Source organism: Pedobacter hiemivivus (assembly GCF_004331685.1).
GTDB classification, from domain to species: domain Bacteria; phylum Bacteroidota; class Bacteroidia; order Sphingobacteriales; family Sphingobacteriaceae; genus Pedobacter; species Pedobacter hiemivivus.
On record NZ_SJSM01000015.1, the window covers coordinates 37231 to 61996 of the forward strand.

A 24766-nucleotide genomic window follows, 5' to 3' on the forward strand; every position below is an offset into this window, starting at 1 on the left:
TTTCTTTTTGGATAATAAAACTTTGTCCTGTTTAATGAATCAGGACAAGCTTGTTCGCGTTCTAGAAAAATTGCGCTTTAATTTCGTGCTCGTAAAACTAGATCCCGTACATGAGAAAAATCCTTACTTATCCCATACTTTTTATTCTTGCCTTTCTTTTTTCAAATGCTAAACTATATGCTCAACCGGGTAATGCGCTTCGTGTTACAGGTACACAATATGTAACTGTTCCTGCTAAAAGCACGCGGATTGCAGATAACTTTACCGTAATGGCTTGGGTAATGCCGACAAGCACATCAGGTGCAATGCATATTTTTAGTACTCGGGAAACCGCTGAGTGTTCTTTTGATATGCAGGTTGTTGATGGGAATAGATTACATGCAGATATAGGAAATGGCAGTGATTTTATAACCACTGCAGCTGATGCAGCTTTTAAGTATACTAGTAATCAGTGGCTGCATGTTGCCTATACTGTGTCGCCAACAGGATATAAAATCTATGCAAATGGTATAGAGGTTGGTGCTGGAACACTTTCAGGAGGTCCATTGTTACTTGATGCCACACATAAGATCGTTATTGGTAAGAACGGAACTGAAAACACCTATTTTAAGGGAAACATAGATGAGGTAAAAGTATATAATGCAACGCTCACAGCTGCGGATGTAAAGGCTGAGATGTTGAACACATCTTCAGCTTTACCCGCACAATTGTTAGCCTATTATAATTTTGAGCAGTCAGGAAGTATCTTGAATGATCTGAGTGGTAATGGTTATGATGGGACAGTGACTGGTGCAGGATCATCATGGGTAGAGAGCTACGCCATGGTTATGGCAGAAGGGCCTACAACTACTGGAATAGGGCCTAATGAATTTACAGTTAACTGGGCATCGGCAGTTAATGGAACTGTGGACAATTATCTGCTGGAAGTGTCTCCAAAGTCAGATTTCACGGAACCTCTCATCGGTTCACCCTTTATCGTGACAGGTACTTCAAAAATGGTATCTGCTATGTCGGGTATTACCTATTATTGCCGGGTAAAGCCCGATAAAGCAAGTGTTAGCGGGCAGGGAGCATGGTCAGAAACAGCGACCGCTACTACCGTAGCGACATATGATAAGCTCTCTGCACTAATCCTTAGTGAAGGAACATTATCACAGCCCTTTTCGGAAAATCAGCTGTCTTATACAACAATCGTTTCTACAAGTTCTGTACAGCTGGTCGCCAGACAGAACAATCCGGCTGCCCTGATAGAAATGGATATCAATGCTGGGGGATTTCAGGGGCTGACTTCCGGAAGCCAAAATGTTGTTCCCCTGAACATCGGAACGAATATCATTAAAATAAAAGTCAGTGATGGTTCTGCCAGTAGAGTGTATACCTTAACCGTAAGCCGGGTCGTAGCTATAAAACGGTTTGTAAAACCGGTGGCTACGGGTACCAAAGATGGACTTTCCTGGCAAAATGCTTCGGATGATTTGCAGTTGATGATTAACAACTCCATCGCTTTTGACTCTGTTTTCGTTGCGGCCGGTACGTATCAACCCAATCGTCAACCGGAAGACCTGAATGTGATCACGATTAAGGATCGGCTTAATTCGTTTTTGTTGAAAGCAGATGTGATGGTTTACGGTGGTTTTACGGGAATTGAAACCCGTTTGGCCGATAGAGATTTGACGCAGATGGCTAACAAAAGTATTTTAAGTGGTGATTTCAACAATGACGATGTGCGGGTGGGGGCTAAGGGTACTTTTGACATTCTTAACCGGGGTGATAACGCCTACCATGTAGTATTTAGTATGGGCGAAGTTGGACATGCCTTGTTAGATGGTTTTACCATTACTGGGGGTTGCGGAGATTATGGGATATACAGGACGATAAATGGTATCCAGTTTGTGAATTCTGATGCCGGTGGGATGGTCCTAAAATCCTCTTCGCCAGAATTAAGAAACCTGAGTATTATAGGCAACTATGGGGATATGGGAGGGGGGATGAACATAGAAAACTCACAGCCAATCATGGACAATCTGGTGATCAGCTGGAATAAAACAAAAAATTTTGGAGCGGGCATACAAAGTATAAATTCTTCATTTACGCTTACAAACTCAACCGTAAGTGACAATGCCGCAATCTCCGCACCTGGTGGTGGTAGTGGTGGTGCTGTATACATAAGAGTTGGAAACCCTGTATTTAAGCATGTTTTGATGACTAGAAACTTTAGTTCGCAATATGGAGGAGCAATATCTGCTGAATCATCATCCCTCATAATCATTAATTCTATCCTATCGGAAAATGAATCGCTTCGTTTCGGTGGTGGGATCGCTTGCCGTGAGCTTTCTTCCCCTAAACTGATTAACGTATCAATCATCAATAATAGAAGTGAGCGGGGCGGTGGTCTATTTATTTCCCAAATTCCTGTCGTTTTAACCAATGTAACTGTTGCCGGAAACTATGCAAGTTTACGTGGCGGGGCAATGGAAAATTTTTTTACAAATGATGTTGTGATCCGCAACAGTATCATTTGGGGCAATAGTGGTCCGGAGGCAAAGATTTACAATCGTACCAGTTCTCCAACTATCAGTTACAGTTTATTGCAGGAAGCAGCTCCGGGAACGGGAAATCTCAGTGTAGATCCGCTTTTTAGAGATGTGCTTAAAGGTGATTATCGTATACAGTTGGGTAGTCCTGCCATAAATGCTGGCAGCAACACTTTTTTCAATTCAGGCCAAAGTCCAGACCTTTCCGCACTGATTACTGATGTGAAAGGGAACCCTAGAAAAGCAGATGGAACAATCGATATGGGGGCTTATGAGACACAAATGCTTTCGGCAGCTTTAAACTTTGACGGGGTTGACGATAAAGTAACTTTCGCAGCTCCGGCGGCAACTGTAAGTGGCAGTTTTACGGTACAGGCCTGGGTACGTCCCACTGATGTTAGTAAAACCATGCATGTCCTCAGTACCAAATCAACAGGTGGGTATGGTTTTGATATTCAGCTTAAAAATGGGAATACCATTCATAGCAATATCGGCAGCAGTGGAGGATGGCTTTCCAATGCTGCGGATGCTACTTTTGATTATAGCACTGGGCGATGGATGCACATTGCTTATACCGTATCACCTACAGGATATCAAATTTATATCAATGGCGAGCTGGCTGGTAATGGAGCTTTTTCGGGAACACCCCTGTTAATGGATGCCAACCACATTTTACAATTGGGTAACAACGGTACGGAGAATACCTATTTTAAAGGCGATCTTGATGAGGTAAGGATTTACAATAAAGCGATGACTCAGGCCAATATTCAAGCTGATATGGTGAGTAGCTATCCGCCTATGTATTCAGATTTAGTAGCCTGGTTTGATTTTGATGAGGGACAAGTACAGGGAAATAATATAGGCATTGTTACCTTAAAAGATAAAAGTGCTAAGGCCTATGATGGGACGCTGAATAGTTTTGCCTCAACTGGAGTAACAAGCAATTGGGTAGAGAGTTATGCGATGGTTGTACCAGGCACTGCTCCAGTCTTAAGTTTATCCGAATCTAGCTTTGAAGCAAAATGGCTTTCACCGGAAATAGGTAAGGTAGACAATGGTTATGTGTTACAGATGGCTACCGATGCTAATTTTACGATGCCAGTTATCGGTTCTCCTTTTACGGTTTCAGGTACCTCGCATACCTTTACGGGTTTAACATTAGGCACAAATTATTACTATAGGGTAAGTGCAGATAAGTTAAGTGTTACTGGAACAGGAGCCTATTCTAAAACCATGATGGCTACAATGCAAAGTTACACACCACCTGGTAATGCATTAAATTTTGACGGTTCCAAGGATTATGTAAGTGTGCCGCCACAGGCAAGAGTTGTTTCAGGGAATTTTACTGTAATGGCTTGGGTAAGGCCCACAAATGCAACTAAAACTATGCATATTCTCAGTACCAGAGAAAGTGGCGACAGCTCTTTTGATATACAATTGGTTGGCGGCAATAAAATACATGCGGATATAGGAACTGGTAGCGCATGGCTCACCAATACTGCAGATGCCAATTATAAATATGAAGCAAACCATTGGCTGCACGTGGCTTATGTAGTTACGCCTGCGATCTGTAGAATTTACGCAAATGGAGCAGAAGTTGGAGCTGCAAGGGTAAATGGTAATCCTTTGCTTCTGGATGCGACACATTATCTTACGATTGGTAAGAGTTCAACTGAAAGTACTTTTTTTCAGGGTGATATGGATGAAATAAAGATCTACAGTTCCGCATTATCGGCATTAGATGTACAAACAGATATGTTGAATACCAATCCCGTTCAACCATCCACACTAGTCGCTCATTATAACTTTGATCAAGGTGTTACAAGTCAAAGTACCGTTCTTACCGATCAGGGAACTTTTGGATATAATGGTACCTTGTCTGACTTCTCTCTGACGGGGCAGCAAAGCAATTGGGTTGAAAGTTATGCTATGGTTTTACCTGTACCAACAAGCCTGTCAGGGGTGTCTGATACAGAATTTACAGCAAACTGGACTGCTCCGGTACTGGGCACAGTAGACAACTATATACTTGATGTAGCAACAGACAACAGCTTTGCCTCGCCAGTGATAGGATCCCCATTTAACGTAACAGGACTTTCGAAAACCATCACTGGTTTATCTCAAAGCGACAGCTACTATTATAGGCTAAGGGCTGATATGAATAGTTTAACAGGTCATGGCGCGTATACGCCTACCACAACTGTTGCCTTAATTAATGCGAATCTTTCTGCATTGTTGTTAAGTGAGGGGATGCTGTCTCCGGGTTTTTCATCTGCTGTTTTAAGTTATACTACTGTTGTTCCGTTCGCAACAACCTCATTAACTATTACTCCTACAGCTGCTTTTGTTAATTCTGTGATTGAGCTGAGCATTAATGGAGGCCTGCCGCAAGTTGTTGCCAGTGGGGCTGTTTCCGGTCCTTTGTCTTTAAATCTAGGTAGCAATACCATTATTGTAAAGGTGACTGATGAACTTGGAATTACCGTTAAAGAATATACCTTTGCGGTCACCAGAGCACTTGAAGGTCAGGTAATCATTTTTGCGGCATTAGTCGCTAAAAACTTGGGTGATGCAGATTTTAACTTAACGGCAACGGGTGGAGGATCCGGGAATCCGGTAACTTATACCAGTTCAGATCATACGGTTGCAACCATAAATGGAAATACGGTAACCATTATTGGTGTGGGAACGACAACGATAAAAGCTTCGCAAGCTGGCAATGCAGCTTATAATCCTGCCTCAAATGTAAGTCGCTTATTAACTGTAGGAAAAGGTACGGCTACGCTTAGTTTAAGCAACCTAACCGCTATTTACGATGGCACACAAAAATCTGCAATAGTAACAACCAACCCTATTGGTTTATCTGGTGTTTCCATTACTTATGATGGTTCAACCATTGCACCAATTGCAGTTGGAACTTACGCTGTGGTTGCCAGTTTAAACAATGCAGACTATACGGCAGCTGATGTAACAGGCAGTTTGGTAATTGGCAAAGGAACAGCTACGCTTTCTCTTAGCAACGTGACCGCTACTTACGATGGTACAGCAAAATCTGCAACAGCAACAACCAATCCTGCCGGTTTATCTGGTGTTTCGATTACTTATAATGGTTCAACGACTTTGCCTATAGCTGCGGGTACTTATGTTGTAGTGGCTAGTTTGACTAATGCAAATTATACGGCTGCGGATGTGACAGCTGGTTTAGTGATTGGTAAGGGAACGGCCGCACTAACTTTAAGTGGCTTGACTCACACTTATGATGGTACCGCAAAATCTGCAACAGTGACGACTAATCCAGCTGGATTATCTGGAGTCTCTATTACCTATGACGGATCGACAACTTTGCCAACAGCCGCGGGTACTTATGCTGTAGTGGCTAGTCTGACTAATGCAAATTATACAGCTGCTGATGTAACAGGCAGTTTGGTGATCGGTAAAGGAACGGCCACTCTTACCCTGGGCAATTTGTCTCAAGCTTATGATGGCAGTGCAAAATCTGCAACAGTGACGACTAATCCTGTTGGCTTATCTGGTGTTTCGATTACCTATGATGGCTCTACTACTATACCAACTGCTGTGGGTACTTATGCTGTAGTGGCCAGTTTGACTAATGCGGATTATACAGCAGCTGATGCAACGGGCAGTTTAGTGATTGGCAAAGGGACGGCCACACTTGCATTGAGCAATTTGTCTCAAACTTATGATGGTACCGCAAAATCTGCAACAGTGACGACTAACCCTGTTGGATTATCTGGTGTCTCCATTACTTATGATGGATCCGCAACTTTGCCAACAGCCGCAGGTACTTATGCGGTAATTGCCAGTTTAAACAATACTAATTATACAGCAACGAATGCAACAGGTAGTTTAGTAATTGGTAAAGGAACGGCAATTCTTACGCTGAGCAATTTGACCCAAACTTATGATGGTACCGGAAAATCGGCAACAGTGACGACTAATCCTGTTGGGTTATCCGGTGTCTCCATTACCTATGACGGATCGGCAACTTTGCCAACAGCTACAGGTACTTATGCGGTAGTGGCTAGTTTGACTAATGCGAATTATACAGCAATTGATGCAACAGGCAGTTTAGTGATTGGCAAAGGGACGGCTACGTTAACTTTAAGTGGTTTGACTGCTGTTTACGATGGTACAGCAAAATCCGCGACAGTAATCACTAATCCTGTTGGCCTATCTGGTGTCTCAATTACCTATGATGGATCGGCAACTTTGCCAATAGTTGCAGGTACTTATGCCGTAGTGGCTAGTTTGACAAATGCGAATTATACAGCAATTGATGCAACAGGCAGTTTAGTGATTAGTAAAGGAACAGCTACATTAAACTTAAGTGGTTTGACTGCCACTTACGATGGTACTGCAAAATCGGCAACGGTAACGACTAATCCTGTTGGCTTGTCTGGTGTTTCCATTACTTATGATGGATCGGCAACTTTGCCAACGGCCGCGGGTACTTATGCCGTAGTTGCTAGTTTGACTAATGCAAACTATACAGCTGTTAATGCAACAGGCAGTTTGGTGATCGGCAAAGGAACAGCGACACTTACACTTAGTAATTTGTCTCAAGCTTATGATGGTACTGCAAAATCGGCAACAGTAACAACTAGTCCTGCTGGGTTATCCGGTGTCTCCATTACCTATGACGGATCGGCAACTTTGCCAACAGCTACAGGTACTTATGCGGTAGTGGCTAGTTTGACTAATGCGAATTATACAGCAGCTGATGTAACGGGCAGTTTAGTGATTGGCAAAGGGACGGCTACACTAACTTTAAGTGGTTTGACTGCTACTTACGATGGTACAGGGAAATCGGCAACAGTGACGACTAATCCTGCTGGATTATCCGGTGTCTCCATTACTTATGATGGATCGGCAACTTTGCCAACAGTTGCAGGTACTTATGCTGTAGTGGCCAGTTTGACTAATGCAAATTATACGGCAACGGATGCAACAGGTAGTTTAGTGATTGGCAAAGGAACGGCTATTCTTACGCTGAGCAATTTGACACAAACTTATGATGGTACTGGAAAATCTGCAACAGTGACCACTAATCCTGTTGGGCTAACCGGTGTCTCCATTACTTATGATGGATTGGCAACTTTGCCAACAGCTGCAGGTACTTATGCTGTAGTGGCTAGTTTGAGTAATGCAAATTATACGGCCGCTGATGCAACAGGTAGTTTAGTGATTGGCAAAGGGACGGCTACGCTAACTTTAAGTGGTTTGACTGCTACTTATGATGGTACAGCAAAATCCGCGACAGTAACCACTAATCCAGTTGGGTTATCCGGTGTCTCGATTACTTATGATGGATTAGCAACTTTACCATCAGCTGCGGGTACCTATGCCGTAGTGGCTAGTTTGACTAATGCAAATTATACAGCCGCTGATGCAACTGGTAGTTTAGTAATTGGCAAAGGAACGGCCACTCTTACGCTGAGCAATTTGACTCAGATTTATGATGGGATAGGTAAATCGGCAACGGTGACGACTAATCCTGTTGGATTATCTGGTGTCTCTATTACTTATGATGGATCGGCAACTTTGCCAACAACTGCGGGTACCTATGCCGTAGTGGCTAGTTTGACTAATGCAAATTATACAGCCGCTGATGCAACAGGCAGTTTGGTAATCGGTAAAGGAACGGCTACTCTTGCATTGAGCAATTTGACACAAGCTTACGATGGTACAGGGAAATCGGCAACAGCAACTACCAATCCTGTGGGTTTATCTGGTGTTTCGATTACTTATGATGGATCCGCAACTTTGCCAATAGCCGCGGGTACCTATGCCGTAGTGGCTAGTTTGACTAATGCAAATTATACAGCCGCTGATGCAACAGGTAGTTTAGTGATTGGCAAAGGGACAGCGACACTTGCATTGAGCAATTTGACACAAACTTACGATGGTACCGGAAAATCGGCAACAGTGACGACTAATCCTGTTGGGCTATCTGGTGTCTCCATTACTTATGATGGATTAGCAACTTTACCATCAGCTGCGGGTACCTATGCCGTAGTGGCTAGTTTGACTAATGCAAATTATACAGCCGCTGATGCAACTGGTAGTTTAGTAATTGGCAAAGGAACGGCCACTCTTACGCTGAGCAATTTGACACAAACTTATGATGGTACTGGAAAATCTGCAACAGTAACCACTAATCCTGTTGGGCTAACCGGTGTCTCCATTACTTATGATGGATTGGCAACTTTGCCAACCGCTGCAGGTACTTATGCTGTAGTGGCTAGTTTGAGTAATGCAAATTATACGGCCGCTGATGCAACAGGTAGTTTAGTGATTGGCAAAGGGACGGCTACGCTAACTTTAAGTGGTTTGACTGCTACTTATGATGGTACAGCAAAATCCGCGACAGTAACCACTAATCCTGTTGGGCTATCTGGTGTCTCCATTACTTATGATGGATCGGCTACTTTACCAACAGTTGCCGGTACTTATGCTGTAGTGGCTAGTTTGACTAATGCAAATTATACAGCAGCTGATGCAACGGGCAGTTTAGTGATTGGCAAAGGGACGGCCACACTTGCATTGAGCAATTTGTCTCAAACTTATGATGGTACCGCAAAATCGGCAACAGTGACGACTAATCCTGCTGGATTATCTGGTGTCTCTATGACTTATGATGGATCCGCAACTTTGCCAACAGCCGCGGGTACTTATGCTGTAGTGGCTAGTCTGACTAATGCGAATTATACAGCAGTTGATGCAACAGGTAGTTTGGTAATCGGTAAAGGAACGGCTACGCTTGCATTGAGCAATTTGACTCAAGCTTATGATGGTACTGCAAAATCTGCAACGGTTACGACTAATCCTGTAGGATTATCTGGTGTCTCAATTACTTATGACGGATCGGTAGTTTTGCCAACAGCTGCGGGTACTTATGCGGTAATTGCCAGTTTAAACAATACTAATTATACAGGCGCTGATGTAACAGGTACTTTGGTGATTGGTAAAGGGACGGCTATGCTTGCGCTGAGCAACTTGACCGCTACTTATGATGGCACTGCGAAATCTGCAACCGCGACAACCAATCCTGCAGGCTTATCAGGAGTCTCAATTACTTATGATGGATCGGCAATTTTGCCAACGGCTGTCGGCACCTATGCTGTAGTTGCCAGTTTGAGCAATGCGAATTATACAGCCCTTGATGCAACAGGGAGTTTGGTGATCGGCAAAGGAACAGCTACACTTGCACTGAGCAATTTGACTGCTACTTATGATGGCACTGCGAAATCTGCAATAGTGACGACTAATCCTGTAGGATTATCTGGTGTCTCCATTACTTATGATGGATCGGCAACTTTGCCAACAGCTGCAGGTACCTATGCCGTAGTGGCTAGTTTGACTAATGCAAATTATACAGCCGCTGATGCAACAGGCAGTTTGGTAATCGGTAAAGGAACGGCGACTCTTGCATTGAGCAATTTGACACAAGCTTATGATGGTACTGCAAAATCGGCAACACCAACTACCAATCCTGTGGGTTTATCTGGTGTTTCGATTACTTATGATGGATTGGCAACTTTGCCAACAGCTGCAGGTACTTATGCTGTAGTGGCTAGTTTGAGTAATGCAAATTATACGGCCGCTGATGCAACAGGTAGTTTAGTGATTGGCAAAGGGACGGCTACGCTAACTTTAAGTGGTTTGACCGCTACTTACGATGGTACAGCAAAATCGGCAACTGCAACAACCAATCCTGCTGGGTTATCTGGTGTCTCTATTACTTATGATGGTTCATCAACTTTGCCAACAGCTGCAGGTACTTATGCTGTAGTGGCTAGTTTGAGTAATGCAAATTATACGGCCGCTGATGCAACAGGCAGTTTAGTGATTGGCAAAGGGACGGCTATTCTTACGCTGAGCAATTTGACACAAACTTATGATGGTACTGGAAAATCTGCAACAGTGACCACTAATCCTGTTGGGCTAACCGGTGTCTCCATTACTTATGATGGATTGGCAACTTTGCCAACAGCCGCAGGAACTTATGCTGTAGTGGCTAGTTTAAACAATGCGAACTACACGGCCGCTAATGTGACGGCTGGTTTAGTGATTGGCAAAGGAACAGCTACGCTTACCTTAGGTGGCTTGACTCAGACTTATGATGGTACCGCAAAATCTGCAACAGTGACGACTAATCCTGCTGGATTATCTGGTGTCTCTATTACCTATGACGGATCGGTAACTTTGCCAACAGCTGCGGGTACTTATGCTGTAGTCGCTAGTTTGAGTAATGCGGACTATATAGCTGCTGATGCAACAGGCAGTTTAGTAATTGGCAAAGGAACTGCTACGCTAACCTTAAGTGGTTTGATTGCTACTTACGATGGTACAGGGAAATCGGCAACAGTTACGACTAATCCTGTTGGATTATCCGGTGTCTCGATTACTTATGATGGATTATCAACTTTACCAACAGCCGCGGGTACTTATGCTGTAGTGGTTAGTCTGACTAATGCGAATTATACAGCCGCTGATGCAACAGGTAGTTTAGTAATTGGAAAAGGAACGGCCACTCTTGCATTGAACAATTTGTCTCAAACTTACGATGGTACAGGGAAATCGGCAACAGTGACGACTAATCCTGTTGGGTTATCCGGTGTCTCCATTACTTATGATGGATCGGCTACTTTACCAACAGTTGCCGGTACTTATGCTGTAGTGGCTAGTTTGAGTAATGCAAATTATACGGCCGCTGATGCAACAGGCAGTTTAGTGATTGGCAAAGGAACGGCCACTCTTGCATTGAGCAATTTGTCTCAAACTTACGATGGTACAGGGAAATCGGCAACAGTGACGACTAATCCTGTTGGGTTATCCGGTGTCTCCATTACTTATGATGGATCGGCAACTTTGCCAACAGCTGCGGGCACTTATGCTGTAGTGGCCAGTTTAAACAATGCGAATTATACGGCCCTTGATGCAACAGGTAGTTTAGTGATTGGCAAAGGTACGGCTACGCTTGCATTGAGCAATTTATCCCAGACTTATGATGGGATAGGGAAAACCGCAACAGCAACAACCAGTCCTGCCGGCTTATCAGGTATTTCAATTACATATGACGGATCGGCGATTTTGCCAACGGCTGCGGGCACTTATGCTGTAGTTGCCAGTTTGAATAATGTAAATTATACAGCAACGAATGCAACAGGCAGTTTGATAATTGGCAAAGGAACAGCTACGATTACATTGAATAATCTATCTCAAACTTACGACGGCACTGCAAAATCTGCAACCGCAGTAACTAATCCTTCAGGCTTGTCTGGGGTTACATTTACCTACAATGGAAGTGCTACATTACCAATCCTAGCTGGAACCTATACAGTTGTAGCTAGCTTAACAAATTCCAATTATACAGCAACGAATGCAACAGGTAGCTTGGTAATTGGTAAAGCAGTTGCTACACTTGCATTGAGTAACCTATCTCAAAGTTATGACGGAACAGCTAAAACAATAACCGTAACGACCAATCCCGCAAACCTAATGGGAGTAACTGTAACTTATAATGGTGGTAATGTTCCTCCAACTTCAGCGGGAGCACATACTGTGGAAGCTAGTTTAGTAAATGCGAATTACACCGCCACAAATGTAACAGGGATCTTAACCATAGGTAATATTAATCAAACCATCAGCTTTGCTGCACTTGCAGATAAGTTATCGACAGATCCTGTGTTTACATTAAATGCAACAGCGAGTTCAGGATTGATCGTTACTTACAGCAGCAGTGATCCTACTATTGCCAGAATCATCAATGGTAATCAAGTGGAGTTACTAAAGGCAGGAACAGTTAGCATTACGGCTAGTCAGGCCGGAAATGTAAATTATGCCGCGGCGGTACCAATAACTCAATCATTAAAGATCGTTGACAACCCCGCACCTGTAATTACGATTGTAAGTGATAAAGGAAATAGTATCAATAAAGGCGAGACAGCTATTTTGACTGCATCCGGTGCTGTGAGTTATCAATGGTCGGCCGCTAATGGTATGATAACAGGGCAAAATACGGCTATACTTACTGTACGCCCTTCAGTTACGACTACTTACACGGTGATTGGGACCAATCAATATGGCCGTAGCAGCACGCAGACCATTAAAATAGAAGTTGTTGAAAGTTTGATGGCTGTAAATTCCACTAACCTGATTACGCCAAATGGTGATGGTATCAACGATTACTGGCTAGTCAATAATATTGATATGTTTCCAAACCATAGTATCAAAATATTTGATAGGGCGGGTAGGCTATTATTGTTGCTAAGGGATTATAAAAATGATTGGGATGGCAGGGTAAATGGTGCCGCTCTGGAAGAGGCGACTTATTATTACCTCATCGATTTCGGAAACGGGAAAGAATTTAAAAAAGGGTATATCACCATTGTTAGAAATCAATAAGGTAATTGTTTAAATACAGTAAGAACCATTCTATAGAATGGTTCTTACTTCAACTTTGTTGTCTAATGGTTTTAAGCTTTTTAAATAAGTATAAATTGCTGCCAAATCGTTGTTAGTCATTCCTGCATACATAGTCCAGGGCATTGGCGAGTTTAAATCAGTTTTAGCCATAGTTGGCAGCTTTGCCGTGCTATCCGCATAGATTTTAAATTTTTGAACAAACATTTCTTTAGTCCAACTACCCAATCCATTGGTTTTATGCATCGTAATGTTACTCGATCTAATCGTACCTGCTGGTTGCTGAAATTCCATCCCACCGCCAAATTCAGTACCGGCTATAATGGCACCTTTATCCATTTTACTGTGGCAATCTACACACCCAGCTGCATTGACCAAATAAGCACCATATTTAACGGTGTCCTGCATAGCAGGTATTTTTTGGAAATCTGCTGGTTTAGGACTCATTTTATTGATCAGGCTTACCGGGAAGTCTAATTCGGTGTTCGGTACTTCATTTTGTATTGGGTTTAAGCTGCGGATATAGGTAATGATGCTATAAATATCTTCTTTATCCATTTTGCCAAATCTTTGGTAGCCCATCAAAGGAAATAATGCTTTCCCATCTTTATTAACCCCAGTAGTAATGGCTTTTAAAATTTCTCCGTCGGTCCAATTTCCCAAGGCATGTGGGGTAATGTTAGCTGCGTAAATTTTCCCCGGAAATCCCATATTTTGATCAAAAACCTCGCCGCCTTTACCTAAAGAACCGCTTAGGGGTGGACCAGAAAATAACGCCCAGTTGCGAGTGCCATGGCAGTCCATACAAGCTGTTACGTGATTTGCAAGGTAACGGCCTCGTGCTAACCGTGCTGGTGTTGGTTCTATTTTCACCACCGGTGCTGCACCCGTATCTGGTAAAGCATTGTGAATGTACAAACCACCGGCAAATGCAAGAAGGATTACAACAGCAACCACTATCCCGAGTATTTTTAAAATTTTCATTTATATATTATTTTTTTAAGGTTAGAAATCTTTAGTATTATTCATAATTAGCAGTAACACAGCTATAAAAAAGTCATTTTTTCGACGAAATACTGAAAACATTTTGTTCGTCGTAGGTTCTTTTTTTCTCAAAAAACCGCAAGGTATATAGTTGTGTTGGTTTTTTGTGGTATTTGTTTATTGTAAGGTACGTTTGGTTTCTTAAATATATAAAATATTAATTTCCTAACAAGGGTTGAGAAAAAATATTCTGATTTGCGTTTTCTTACCGTTTTGATTTTGGCATACTTATTGGCAAAGGGATGGAACTAAGGCAAACAAGCAAGCATTATCTAATGAGAAAAAATCAGCGTTCTTTTCTGGTCATATTTGGCATTATCATCGTGTTTATAACGCTCTTGTTTCACAATTCAATTACACAGCAATCAGAACAAAAAGTATTAACGACTACCTTGACAGAATTGGAGACAAACAACCTTCAGCTCTCTAAATTGGACACCATTACTTTAAGCTTGCAGGTTGCAGAGAATAATTTTAGGATGTATACCGCTTTGTGGAAGCCTGAATATTTTGTGAAATATACAGAAGAGATAAAATCTATTTCTACCATATTGGCTACCCTTTCTGTAGAAGGTAATAGAAATATATCGGGCAACATTGTGGGGGATTTGGCTAGTAAAAGGAAGCAGATGTTGCTTTATGGAGCAATTAAGAAACTAGCCGATTCAATTACGAATATTAATTTACAGCTTAATGTAGATAAGATAAGCAGTACCCTGCTAGCTGGAAAAAAGTTTCCAAAAGCCGCGGTAAAGAAGGTGATTGAGATTGAAGAAATAAAAGCTGAACCCAATGGGAAAAAGAAAAAGTTTTTTCAGCGGCTTAAAAGTGCGATTTTAAACGAGACCGATCCGGCAGACACCGCTAAAATAAGAACAACTGAAACCACATACGAGCCTGTTGAAAATGGGGTGGAAGCTTACAACAAAAAGCAATTGGAACGAATTACCAATTATTACAAGGGCTTGTTGGAAGATCAAAAAAAGAATCATGTTAAGTTAACCGAAAAAGAGCAAGCTATTTTAACTTTAAATGAGCGGATATTCGAAAATATTAAGCTGTTATTTAAAGAATATAAAGACAATATCAATGTAAGTGAGACAGCAAGAAAAGTAGCGCTGAAAAATAAAGCAAAAAATTCATTGGATAATATTAATTGGTCTGGCAAACTTAACTTTGTGATCAGCTTATTATCTTATTTGGGCATTATATTTTTGCTGTATAAGCTTTACCGTGCTTATAATAGGATCATGAAAGCGAATAAGCTGGCCGCTGAGCAGGTGGTTAGTAAATCCAGACTTTTTACCAGTATCAGTCACGAGATGCGTACGCCTTTAAATGCGATTATTGGCGTTTCTGAACAACTAAAGTCAACACCTTTAAATGAAGATCAGAAGATGATGTCTAAATTGTTGGATACTTCTTCTTCTATGCTGTTGTCTGCTGTTAACGAAGTGCTTGATTTTTCTCGTTTGGAAACTAAAAAGCTATCACTTGCAAAAACACCTTTTAGATACAAACGTGTTTTAAAGGAAGTTGCAGATACCGCAAAAGTGCTGGCTGACCAGAAAAAATTAAAACTTGAACTGCTTCAGGATGGTGCTCCCAACTTGTTGCTAGATGGCGACCCTTATCGTTTAAAACAGATCATTATGAATTTAACAGCTAATGCCATTAAATTTACGGAGAAGGGGAGGGTAAGTATTCAAGTGGATGTAAAGAGAACTGATGAAAAGAATGTATTACTGATTGTTAAAGTTATCGATACTGGTATAGGTATATCGGCGGCAAATATTCCTGTCATCTTTAATGAATTTTCACAAGTGATAGATGCTAAGCGTAATGACTGGCAAGTAGGCTCAGGGCTTGGCTTAACCATTAGTAAAAAGTTGGTGGACATGCATAAGGGGAAAATAGATGTTGAAAGTACGCTGAGAAAAGGGACAACTTTTACGGTCGCGTTGCCTTATCGCATTGTTGTTGATGGAGAAGAAAACCTTGAACAACAGCAGGAAATGATGATCAATAGCGATCGTTTTAAAAATATTCACATTTTAGTTGTTGATGATTCTGAGATGAACCTACTGGTGATTAAAATGATCTTTAAGAAGCATGGAATTAGTTATGATGCGGCAACAAGTGCAGCTGAAGCACTTCAATTTATAAACAAAAATAAATGCGATATGGTGCTCACAGATATTCAAATGCCAGAAATGGATGGGATAGAGTTTGCCAAAATAATCAGAGCTAACAAGGATCATAAGAAAGCTGCAATCCCCATCATTGCTTTAACTGGTGAGATTAGTGCAGGGGCGCATGATACCTATTTTTCTGCAGGATTAAACGATTACATCATCAAGCCATTTACAGAGATAGAACTGATCGAAAAGATTCTCGATTACATCGATTAGATACTGTCTTTTATCCATTGTTTACCCTCAGTAAACCTGGTGACCAGCATTGATGCTACGGTATCGCCGGTGGCATTTAATAAGGTTGCCATCGGATCTACCAATGTCCCAATGATCATTGCGGGTGGCAAGGCTTCTATGGGGAGACTATAAGCAGAAATAAATAACAACTCACCAACATAGCCTCCATTAGGTATGCCACCTTCTACAATACTCACCAATACGGTCATTCCTAAAGCCAATATAATTGCATCAGCAGTATCAAATCCTTTACCAAACAGCGCAAACACAACAGCCATTTTAACAATCGAAGAGATACTTGAACCATCTTTATGTAGGGTTGCGCCAAGGGGTATGGTTACATTGGCAATATAATCTGGAATACCCATTTTTTTTGCAGCATCCAGATTGGCAGGAATAGTGGCAATGCTGCTACAAGTGCCTACGGCAGTTGCGGAGGGAATAAGGTTGTTTTTCCAATAGCGCTTTATCCCTTTCATACCTCCAGCTACAAATGCATATAGGCTAAATATGGCTACGAAATAAAAGGCACCAAAACTATAATATAGGCCTAATGACTTGGCATAGGTGCCAAATAATTGGGGGCCAAATACGCCAACTTGATAGGCGAAGTATGCACCAAGTCCAATCGGACCACCTTTCATAATCAGAATGAATACGTTTTTAAAGACTTCATTTCCTGCCTGAAGAAAGGAAGCGAAACGGATGCCTTCTTTTCCTGATTTATGGGTTGCAAAGCCAATAATAACGGAGAAAATGATCATGGCCAACATGCTTTTACGGGAAAGCAGTTCAAAAAACTCTGAAGTTGTGAAAAGCCCGGCAAGTTGATCTGCAAAGGGCTTTTCATTTATTTTTTCAGTAATAGCAGCAGCTGTTAGCGATTCATGTATTGGGAATATTTTAACAGCAACAATGGTTAATATGGCTGATATCAGAACTGTAGCAAGGAATACCACACCGGTGATGCCCATCATTTTGCTTAATTTTTCGGAAGGCTTAATGTTCGCAATAGCTGATGAGATGGCGAAAAAAACCAGTGGTATCACCGCAGTAAATAGGAGATTTAAGAAGATATCACCTATTGGTTTTAAAACCTCAACTTTTTTACCAAAAATCAATCCTGCTATACTTCCAACTATAATTCCGGTCAATAGCCAAATGATTCCACTATAATTTTTTAAGTAACCTTTCATTATAATTCTTGTTGGTTACCTAAATATATTAAATATTAATGGTTTAGCGAGAGTATCTCAGCAATACACACCCATCATCAAAAGTCTTTGTTTCGAGGAGATTTAACTTGAGTAACTTGCGGTCATCGGTAAACAACTTTCTACCGCTGCTTAAAATTGCAGGACATACAATGAATTGATATTCGTCAATCACATCACTGTTAAATAACGATTGTGCGAGCGCAAGACTTCCCCAGATCACGATGTCTTTTCCTGCTTGTGACTTCAATTTTGAGATTTCCTTATCGGTGTTTTTCTTTATAACGGAAGCAGGTTCTAGATTGCCCCAGGGGGCTTGTTCAAGAGTTTCAGAAACAACATACCTGGCCAAGGCATTTAATCCTGGAGCGATAGGCTCTGTCGAGTTTGGCCAGTAGGCTTCAAACATCCGGTAGGTATTCCGGCCCAATATCATGGTATCTATGTTTTCTATAAATTGTAACTGATTGTTTTCAATACTGTTTTTTGTACCAGTTGAAAACGCTTGTGGCATAAAATCCAATTCGTCTTGCTGTCCGGCCGCAAAACCATCAATGGTTACAAATTCCTGAACAATTATCTTTCTCATGATTGATCGCTATTAGTATATAACAAATATACACAGTATAGAATTGTGTACTAATCCAATACCATAAATTATATGTATCCCCGAATTGTCAAAAGAGTATGATGATCATGAACCATCCTATTTGAACGTTTTCGTATTTCATAGAGGTTTATTTCTTTTTAGAACCAACCAGAATTACGATTCCTGCAATTAAAATAATGCCACCAACGTAAGGAGGCCAATTCACATTTTTCTCTTTGTCTGCCGATATCTCAATAGGTCCGGCATCTACTATTTTTTCTTTTTTCGTGTAACTGAAACCAGTCCATACTAACATTATAACCCCTAAAAGGGTTAGAATTAATCCTAGAGTTTTGTTCATATCAGTTTCTGTTTAGTTTTATAATATTAACAGCAGTTATAATGAAAAGTTTGAAACTTGATTAGTACGTTCTTCTCCGCCACCCTTCTATGGTATATATCAGGTGATCAGGTCAAATTCGTTGGACACGCAATCCCCTTTATAATACTTCTTTTTATCCAAATCGGCATTTACATTTGAATGAATGATTTAGTAAATTTAAATTGGTAAATAATTAAAAATGGAATTCAATCCAAGTAACAATGTAGTCAAACGCTGTCTTCAAGGTATGGACATGGAAGAAAAAGGCAAACCAGAGGAAGCAAGCAAATTTTTTCTTCAAGCCTGGAACGAAGCGATAGACGACTTAGAAAAATTTATTGCAGCTCATTATGTAGCCCGATATCAAAAAAATGTTTCTGACAAATTAAAATGGCTTGAAACGGCTCTGCAGTTTGCATTAAAAATAAATAACGACAGTGTTAAGAGTACTTTTCCTAATCTGTATTTAAACATTGCTAAATGCTATGAGGACCTAAGGGATACTGACAAGGCAAAAGAAAATTATGAACTATCAATTTCGTTTAATGATAAACCATCTGACAAGGGACCTTTTTATCATGGAACGAAAGCAGATTTGCAATTAGGCGATTTGCTGACTGCAGGAGGCAGTTCTAATTACAAGACCGGACTCGAAATGAATCACATTTATTTTACAGCCCTTGTTAATGGAGCTGGACTTGCAGCTGAATTGGCAAAAAGCAATGGAAAGGAACGTGTTTATATCGTTGAACCGACAGGGAATTTTGAAAATGATCCAAATGTTACTGATAAAAAATTTCCAGGCAATCCGACTCGCTCATATCGCTCACAATCACCCTTAAAAATCGTTGGTGAAGTGACTGATTGGGTGAGAATGGCACCTGAGGAACTTCAGAAATGGCGTGAAAAGCTTGCCAATAATAAAGGAGATATCATTAATTAAGAATAACATCTTTAGAGATATTTATTTAATAAACTGAAATCCGTCGCCTATTATTTTACGTAAGTATTTCCATTTTCAGCGTCTGGTTCGGTTTGTATAGCATGCTGTTATTGTATTTTATATCTTGAAATAAACGCAAACGCACATGACGACAGATTTAGACGTATTTGAAGACATTGTATCCAGTATCATGGATGGTACTTATAAGGACGAAATAGAAGATCGATTGTTTCTTGATAGATGCAGAGAATTGCAAGAAGATGCGGAGATATTTTCTGCGCTGAACCCAGATAAATCTGGATATTATCTGCTTCAGCGAAAGTTAATTGTCTATAGGATCATTTCCAAGATCACCATAGAGAAAGCTGGGTTTGATAATAAGCAAAAGGAAAGATTGGAGTTTATTGAAAAAGGTTTATTGAGCCTGTACTGGCTTTATATGGAACTTTTGGTTGAAATTCAGAATTGAGGTTTAAAGTTCGTGCTTTGCCCAAACCTTATAGATTTCAACCGCCCCATATGCATCACAGACTTCTCCTTCAACTTTTCTTTTCCCTTGACAGGATGATTGTACGTACGCGCCAGCTTTAAAATAAGCGCCCGTAAATGCCTTCGGATAAGTAAACTTTAATTTGCCATTGTAATAGCATTCAGTTTGGTCGTTGCTTACTTTAAACATTACCGTAAAACGAGTGCCCAATTGGTAGTTTTCATCTAATATGGGCCCTTTGTCATTATCCATTTTTACAAAAAGTTTATTCTTCTCTAGCCTAAAAACAATAACATCGTCATCAACATCATGGATTTGACCAACCACAATATGTGGTTTTTTAACCGGTAAATGAATGATGCTTTGATCAATAAAAAGAGTGTGCGTGCCGGTTGATGATGACCATGAGGCGTTCTTTTTTCCATTATCGATCATTTCTCTAAGCTCAGAGCGGGGATAACCCGATCCTTTTGTTGTGGTTCCACCTGTTATCGCACGAAATACGACTGCGTTGCCTCCATTGTTGGCATAAAACCAAAATTCGTTGCTATAGGTTTGCAATTCGGGCTGTCTGTATTCATCCGATCCACCAGGAGTTTTAATGCCCTCAGGTATATTTAGTTTCCAATTGCTAAGGTCCAATATTTGTGAAGGAAGCTTTGTGGCTTGCTGAGCCGAAATATCGGAGCTCAGTAAAGTGATTAGCCCTACGGAAAGGGCTAATCTTAGTATTGTCTGTGTGAGTTTTATCATTTGATACTATTGTTTTATAACGCCAATTGATAGCTTGTCGTTTGCAGCAAGAGTGTTATCTGGCCATTGGAAATTAAGTTTTTCGGGATCAGCATATTTAGGTTTAATATGGTAAATATAGTTTCCAGTAGCTTTGTTGTAAAAAGATTCGATCTTTCCAGATTCATAAAAATTACAGTGATCAACAAGTATGTTATCCCAACGGTATTCCTGGAATTGAATAGACCTTCCGCCTTGTCCACTATAAGAAAAATTGCTGTTGGTGATCACAGCTTGCTGTACTCCAATTAGCCTGACTACAGTTCCTTGTTCACGGTTTTCTACCTCATTAAAGGTGCAATGGTCAATATTTACAAATGGGCCTAAAGTACTTTCGTCATTTCCACCGCGATAAATGTTGATGGCACTGCCCAGTAAATTGGTAAAAGTACAATTCTTAACGACATTGTATTCCGCATTGTACATTCCCTTATCGTCTTTCTCTGAAGAAAGGTCTATTCCATTGCCTGACATATGATGGAAAATTGAATTGATGATAACCAGACTGTCAGCTAGTGTGCTTTTTGACGCTTTAAAACCACTGTTTGTACTCTCATTATAATCGTAAAATTCACAATCATCTATGGTTAATAGATAAGGTCTGTTCATCGGTTTATCAGTAGAACAGATACCAGCGTCAGCAGCGGAAAAACTTTCGTACGTGCCTTTAAAAGCAAGGCCTTTAACCAAAAGGTCACCCCCGTTTTCAATACTGATAAAAGCGGGTAAGGATTTGTAGGATGCATTGACAAATACAGGTCTGCTCTTTAAATTTTTGGCTGCCATGATGATTATCGGTTTGTTAACCGTAAGCTCAGCAGTCATTTTGTAAAGTCCTGCGTCTGATAAAATGATGGTATCACCAGCTAGTGCATCTTTAATCAGGTTGGCAATCATTGCACTTTGTGCTGCTTTTACCTTAAAGCTTTTTGGTAGGCGGGCAGGAGTTTCTACCGTAGGTCTATACCAGGTAGCTCCCGTTGCCTCTTTTTTAATTAAAGGAAGCTTTTTTATATCCGCTCCGTATTGTGGATCGTAGGGTAGATTAAATCCTTTTATCTGAATAGATTTTATCTTTACTTTTTTAAAACCGGCAGGTGTGCTTCCTTTAAAAGCATCATCTAATCCGTTATCCGCAAATGCGATTCCTTTGTCGTTATTGACATCGGTATAAACTTCATTTTTTTGAGTAAGGATAAGGTTATTTTTGAAGGAAACATTTTCAGGCCCAAGGGTACGCTCGGCATCCTTACCAGCCCCAAATAAGATCTCAGCACTATTGATAAAAGTATTTTTTTCAATAACAGCATCTTTTACCTGGTAATATCTATTGATGAGTGAATTGGGCACACCGTTTACTAAAGCCAGTGGTGCTCTGAAATTGCTGCCCTGAAGCTGATAAAAAACATTGTTAAATACGCGCTGACGGGGGTTGATTACCCTTACGCCTCCTGTAAAGGGTTTGTTGTTGCCTATGAAAAAATTGCCTTCAACGATGTTGCCTGATCCATGTCTCAATACAAGACTGCCCTCGCATTCGTAAAAGGTGTTGTAGCTGACATTGTTTTCGCCTGATTTGATAGATACGATCTCTACTTCTCCATTACAGCGCTCGAAATAATTGTGGACAATCTGTGTACGTGATGCCGTTAATGAATACCTGGAAACGCCGATACGAATGGTTTCACCACCATTAGATCCAAAGCGCTGACGGCCTTTAAAGTAATTACTATCTATGCGGTGATTATTTTGCTGGCTCCGTTCATCATCTAATTCTGCAATGATCAGTGGTCCTGAATTTAGCTTGTTTACAAATGTAGAATGATCAATACGGTTGTTTTTTCCATACAATGTAATCCAGGTGTCGGCTTTAAAGCGTTCTGGCTGACTATAGTTCTCAATTACCATGTTGCTAACCCGGCAATTGTTGGCCAGCACCTCATTATTGATGCGAAAGGAGATGACTTCCCTTTTAGGGCTATAACCATTTTTAAAGTGGAAGCCCTTAATGATCAGGTATTCGCCACCAATCTGGATATAGGATTGCCCGCTAAAGGTAACCCCGCCAGGTGTTTGTGGCATAATAATGATAGGGGCTTTAGCTGTTCCTTTTCCTTGTAATTGTATAGCTGCATTGTTCCAGGTGCCATCCTTCAACAGAAGGATGGTACCTGGTTTAGCTTTGCTTATAGTAGCTTTCAATGCTGCTGGATTTTCTACAATGACGGTTTCGGCTATCGAAAAAAAGCTACTGAGTAATAAGGATACAAATAATATGGTCTTTAGCATATGCATGTGGTCATAAATTATTTCTGGATATAGATATCGAATTTCATGGTCGAGTTACCAGCACTTGAATTCACTTCTTTGATGACCATAATGGCATTTTTATACGCAGTGGTCGTACGGTTTGTAATCCGCAGATAAATGATTTTTGCTGTGGTCAGATTAAACAAAGATGCCGAAGGTGCTGCTGATGCCTCATATCTAGGTCCACTGCTTGATGGAGCCGACAATGTTCTGGAAGTAAAGAATGCATCACTTAAATCGTCTATTTCATTTGCGGCTATCAGATTATAAACATCAGTTTGTCCGGTGCTTGCTCCATTGATCAAGACCCTGAATTTGGTATCTTTTAATGCAGCTGGATCCGCAATCGTCCATCCCGTTCCATTACATTTCATATTTGCGGGGAAGGTTCCTGTTGTACCACTAAATGGGTTATATAAGGTTGGCCCTGCGCTAGGAGCAAAAAATACAAACTGAATATTTGCTTCATTAGCTATCAGATTGCAGTTGCCTGCCGTAGTTCCATTTTCAAGGAAAACGGTGTTGGTCCCCAATGTTTGTGCGGTCATGAATACATCTCTGTAAACCACACTGCCATAATTGACATTTAAAGGAATGATCAGCTCAGTTTGAAGATCTTCTGTGTCAACTGCAATGAGTTTAAGGTTTGAAGCTCTTTTTTTATATAAGTAAGTAGTATTTACATTATAAGTTTTAACTCCATTCAGGTTGCTTAAAGTGGAGACCAGCTCATAGACTCCATTACGGTCGTCGTAAATATCTATTTTCTTGAGACCAGTTACAGAAGTAATATTGCCGGTTAGAGGTGTAGTTCCTGCAGTAATTGGTGTAATCTTAGCTGCAAAACCAATGAATTTTGGTTTAAAAACAGCAACATCCACGGGCATATTGATAATTAATTCATTGGTCTGGTTGTAGATGTCTGTAACCCGTATTTTAATGTGCTGGGCAGCTTTACGGTAGGTATATGCATAGTTCAATGCATATTGTTTAGCACCGTTTATCGTGTTAATGCTGTGTGCCAGTACATAGGTGTTCTCGGTTTGGAAATCATCGAATATATCAACCTGTTTGATGCCATAGTCCGAGGTCAGGTTACCTGCTATTGCAGTTGCTCCATTAAGATCTGCATTAATTTGAGTAGGGAAACTGTTAAACTGAGGTAGGTCAGGATCGAAGAATTTAATGGGAATAAATCCTTCAAAAGAAGTGTTGTCTAGATGTTTTACCATTACCCTAATCCCGCTAACCTGCGTTAGGTTTGCCGACGAAAAATTGGCTGTAGGGATACTAAAATTATAATTATTCCTACTGTCTTCGGCCGGCGTACCAATATAGATCAGGGAATCTGTTGTGTTGTTGCGCACCAGATAGCAGTAAATTAATTTTATGCCAGCAGGGGCGTCCAGCTCAGCATTAATTGTGGCATCAGGACTGAGCTGTTTGGTAGCCTTATTGTAGGTAAACTCCTTAGTGCTGAAGGTGTCAGGACTGGAGTTTGTTACCTTATCTTTCTTGCAGCTTTGCATGAAAATTGAAGAGATCAACAGCACAATGATCCAAAGGTTATTTATAGATTTCATATTCAAT

At 40.8% G+C, this 24766-nt stretch carries 11 protein-coding genes and 1 pseudogene; 5 read left to right on the forward strand and 7 right to left on the reverse strand.

Features of this window, described 5'->3' with window-relative positions:
- Positions 1–110: 110 nt before the first annotated feature.
- On the forward strand, positions 111–12962 hold the full coding sequence (locus EZ444_RS19445; RefSeq protein WP_131610818.1) for an MBG domain-containing protein: 12852 nt from the start codon (positions 111–113) through the stop codon (positions 12960–12962).
- Between the two features lie 30 nt (positions 12963–12992).
- Here the strand turns inward: EZ444_RS19445 and EZ444_RS19450 are convergent, their stop codons facing one another.
- On the reverse strand, positions 12993–13964 hold the full coding sequence (locus tag EZ444_RS19450) for a c-type cytochrome (RefSeq protein WP_131610819.1): 972 nt from the start codon (positions 13962–13964) through the stop codon (positions 12993–12995).
- A 335-nt stretch (positions 13965–14299) separates the two neighbouring features.
- Between EZ444_RS19450 and EZ444_RS19455 the strand changes: the two genes are divergently transcribed.
- A complete protein-coding gene (locus EZ444_RS19455) occupies positions 14300–16435 on the forward strand; it encodes an ATP-binding protein (RefSeq protein WP_165503672.1) in 2136 nt (711 codons plus the stop codon).
- On the opposite strand, the gene EZ444_RS19460 is transcribed toward EZ444_RS19455, so the two are convergent.
- The 3 genes from EZ444_RS19460 to EZ444_RS19470 form a co-directional block, all read right to left on the reverse strand.
- Positions 16432–17652, reverse strand: coding sequence for a dicarboxylate/amino acid:cation symporter (locus tag EZ444_RS19460; RefSeq protein ID WP_131610821.1), 1221 nt, complete (start codon positions 17650–17652; stop codon positions 16432–16434). The two genes, EZ444_RS19455 and EZ444_RS19460, sit on opposite strands and share 4 nt — an antisense overlap.
- 43 nt (positions 17653–17695) lie before the next feature.
- Positions 17696–18259, reverse strand: coding sequence for a dihydrofolate reductase family protein (locus EZ444_RS19465; RefSeq protein WP_131610822.1), 564 nt, complete (start codon positions 18257–18259; stop codon positions 17696–17698).
- Positions 18260–18407: 148 nt separating this feature from the next.
- On the reverse strand, positions 18408–18620 hold the full coding sequence (locus EZ444_RS19470; protein ID WP_131610823.1) for a hypothetical protein: 213 nt from the start codon (positions 18618–18620) through the stop codon (positions 18408–18410).
- A gap of 274 nt (positions 18621–18894) precedes the next feature.
- Here EZ444_RS19470 and EZ444_RS27895 point away from each other — a divergent pair.
- The 3 genes and pseudogenes from EZ444_RS27895 to EZ444_RS19480 form a co-directional block, all read left to right on the forward strand.
- Positions 18895–19176: pseudogene (locus tag EZ444_RS27895) on the forward strand (NAD(+)--rifampin ADP-ribosyltransferase); the annotation flags it as partial.
- A complete protein-coding gene (arr, locus tag EZ444_RS27900) occupies positions 19177–19584 on the forward strand; it encodes an NAD(+)--rifampin ADP-ribosyltransferase (protein ID WP_394365962.1) in 408 nt (135 codons plus the stop codon).
- A 145-nt stretch (positions 19585–19729) separates the two neighbouring features.
- Positions 19730–20053, forward strand: coding sequence for a hypothetical protein (locus tag EZ444_RS19480; protein WP_131610825.1), 324 nt, complete (start codon positions 19730–19732; stop codon positions 20051–20053).
- 3 nt (positions 20054–20056) lie between these two features.
- Here EZ444_RS19480 and EZ444_RS19485 read toward each other — a convergent pair whose 3' ends face one another.
- The 3 genes from EZ444_RS19485 to EZ444_RS19495 are packed head-to-tail and all read right to left on the reverse strand — an operon-like array spanning position 20057 to position 24759.
- Positions 20057–20827 carry a polysaccharide lyase family 7 protein gene (locus EZ444_RS19485; protein ID WP_131610826.1) on the reverse strand — a complete coding sequence of 257 codons (771 nt, stop codon included), beginning with the start codon at positions 20825–20827 and terminating at the stop codon, positions 20057–20059.
- 6 nt (positions 20828–20833) lie between these two features.
- A complete protein-coding gene (locus tag EZ444_RS19490; protein ID WP_131610827.1) occupies positions 20834–23155 on the reverse strand; it encodes a chondroitinase-B domain-containing protein in 2322 nt (773 codons plus the stop codon).
- A gap of 17 nt (positions 23156–23172) precedes the next feature.
- A complete protein-coding gene (locus EZ444_RS19495; protein WP_131610828.1) occupies positions 23173–24759 on the reverse strand; it encodes a hypothetical protein in 1587 nt (528 codons plus the stop codon).
- Between the last annotated feature and the right edge of the window lie 7 nt (positions 24760–24766).